Genomic DNA, 2,110 nt, shown 5'->3' with positions numbered 1-2,110 from the left:
CAGAATGCCCTTCATTCAGGTGAAGGTTTTCGAGGATCCGTCATTCTCGCAGGAGATGGTCGAGGCAGTCGCGCAGGGCCATGACCTCCGTGCTTGGCGAGGAGGGTCGGTGCGGAGCCGACCGTCGTCGTCGAAGGCCTCCCACAACCGCTGGGGCCACGGCGACAAGCTGATGGGCTGACCCCACAGGCGGCACGCACTGCTCCCTGATTCGCGCCGCCCGAATCTCACTCGCGTGACTTCGACAACCCGAGCCGAAAGTAGATCAATGGCCTCACAACTGAGTATCGGTCCGCTGCCCGTTGACCAGGCGGAGTTGCGGCGGGCCTACAGCTGTTTCCCCAGCGGCGTGACAGCTGTCTGTGCGCTGGACGACGAGGAGCCCGTCGGGATCGCGGCGAGCTCGTTCACCTCTGTCTCGATCACACCACCGCTGGTGTCGGTCTGTGTGGCACACAGCTCGACGACCTGGCCGCGGTTGCGGCAGCTGCCCCGGCTGGGGGTGAGCGTGCTCGCCGATGGACAGGAGGCGCTGTGCCGCTCACTCGCGGCGAAGGACCGCGACCGGTTCGCCGACGTGCCGTGGGAGCCCAGCGAAGACGGCGCCATCTTCGTCAGGGGCGCTGCAGCATGGCTCGACTGCTCGGTGCACTCCGAGCTGCCCGCGGGCGACCACGACATCGTGCTGTTGCAGATCCACCGTCTGACCGCAGATCCCCGCAACGAGCCACTGGTCTTCCACAGCAGCCGGTTCCGTCGCCTCATCGCACTCGAATCCTGACCCGGCAGCCGCGGTTCCGCAGGCGAGACCCGCTTCGACTCCCGAAGTCCGGCCGAGCGTCCTACCGCGGACGTGACGAGACAGTATGGTTGTCCAAGCATCAACGAGGAGCGGGCAGGTGGAAGGGAGTTGTGGAGTGCGAGCGAGACCTCGTTCCGATGCCACCCGCCTCGCCCTCCTCAACGCAGCCCTCGATGTTGCTGCCGAGTACGGGGTCAAGGGCGTCACCCACCGACGGGTCGCGAGCGCCGCCGGGCTGTCCCTCGGGCTGACCAGCTACCACTTCGCCAACCTCGACGATCTACTACTCGAGGCCTTCCGGCTCTTCGTCTCGCACACCTCGGCCCTGTACGAGCGTCAGTTCCACGAAGCCACCGACCTCGAGTCCATGATCGACGCGGCCCTCGCGGTCGTGAACGCGCTCAAGGACAGCGCCCGAGAACGCACGCTGCTCTACGAGCTCTACGCCCAGAGCGTCCGCGACCCGGCCTACAGAGAGCTCGTCACTTCCTGGGCAGCATCAGCACGCGCGGGCGTGGAACGTCTCTACAGCGCACGCACCGCCCGGTTCCTCGAGGCCGCCTGGGAAGGCGCCAGCGCGCAACTGATCCAAGGTCGCGACGATCAGTCCGACAATGAACTACGCGACCTGTTCCGCCTGATCCTGCTTCAGGACTCGAACGAGCTCACAGGTGGCACGACCGCAGCCACCCCTCGCGGCTGAGAGCGTGTTTGAGAAGATCAACTGGCGGCTGTGAAGGTGTGACGCACGACCTCGATCGTGGTGCTCAGGAAGGTCCGAGCCCACGCGAGTAGGCGCCGGTGAAGCCGCCGTCGGCGAAGACGAACCGCCGCGGGGTGGTGAGGTAGGTCCAGAGCAGGACGGTGTTCGCGCCCGCAGCACCACCAGCACCAGGACCATCAGCACCGTGATCGGCACGATGAAGCGCTCCTGGCCGCGGCCGGCCGGCAGCTCGCGGGGCCGACCTGACGGTCCTGCGTGCCATCCAGCGCCACTCCTCAGCTCGGCGGGCGCCCGGAGGGATCCGATGACCACCGCCTGAGCCAGTGGCGCCGGCAGTCCTAGAACAGCGGCGATCGGGGCGGCCACCCCGGTGCCGACCACCGCGACGTCGGCGACCGGGCCGACCGCGGCCATGGCGGCCGAGGCGGTGAGCGGAATGGCGAGTACATGAGCCGCGGGTCAGGCAGCGCCGCGTCCGCAGCGGCCAGTCCTCAGCGGCCCGGGCCGCTCCACCTCGACGTCCGCACCGAGGTCGCCGAACAACATGGTGGCGTAGGACGACGACGCGGCCGAGGTCGGCGACG

Annotated in this window: 3 protein-coding genes; all 3 read left to right on the top strand. The window is 68.0% G+C overall.

Annotated elements, in window-relative coordinates:
• Nucleotides 1–181, top strand: a 181-nt coding sequence (locus PKE99_RS37325; RefSeq protein WP_271215001.1) for a hypothetical protein, incomplete at its 5' end; no start/stop codon positions are given.
• Between the two features lie 87 nt (nt 182–268).
• Nucleotides 269–781, top strand: coding sequence for a flavin reductase family protein (locus PKE99_RS37320; protein ID WP_037054624.1), 513 nt, complete (start codon nt 269–271; stop codon nt 779–781).
• Nucleotides 782–917: 136 nt separating this feature from the next.
• A complete protein-coding gene (locus PKE99_RS37315) occupies nt 918–1,505 on the top strand; it encodes a TetR/AcrR family transcriptional regulator (RefSeq protein ID WP_051738396.1) in 588 nt (195 codons plus the stop codon).
• Nucleotides 1,506–2,110: the final 605 nt, after the last annotated feature.

Origin of the sequence: Pseudonocardia halophobica, assembly GCF_027922425.1 — a bacterium.
GTDB lineage: Bacteria > Actinomycetota > Actinomycetes > Mycobacteriales > Pseudonocardiaceae > Pseudonocardia > Pseudonocardia halophobica.
This window is presented reverse-complemented; position numbering and strand designations above follow the sequence as displayed.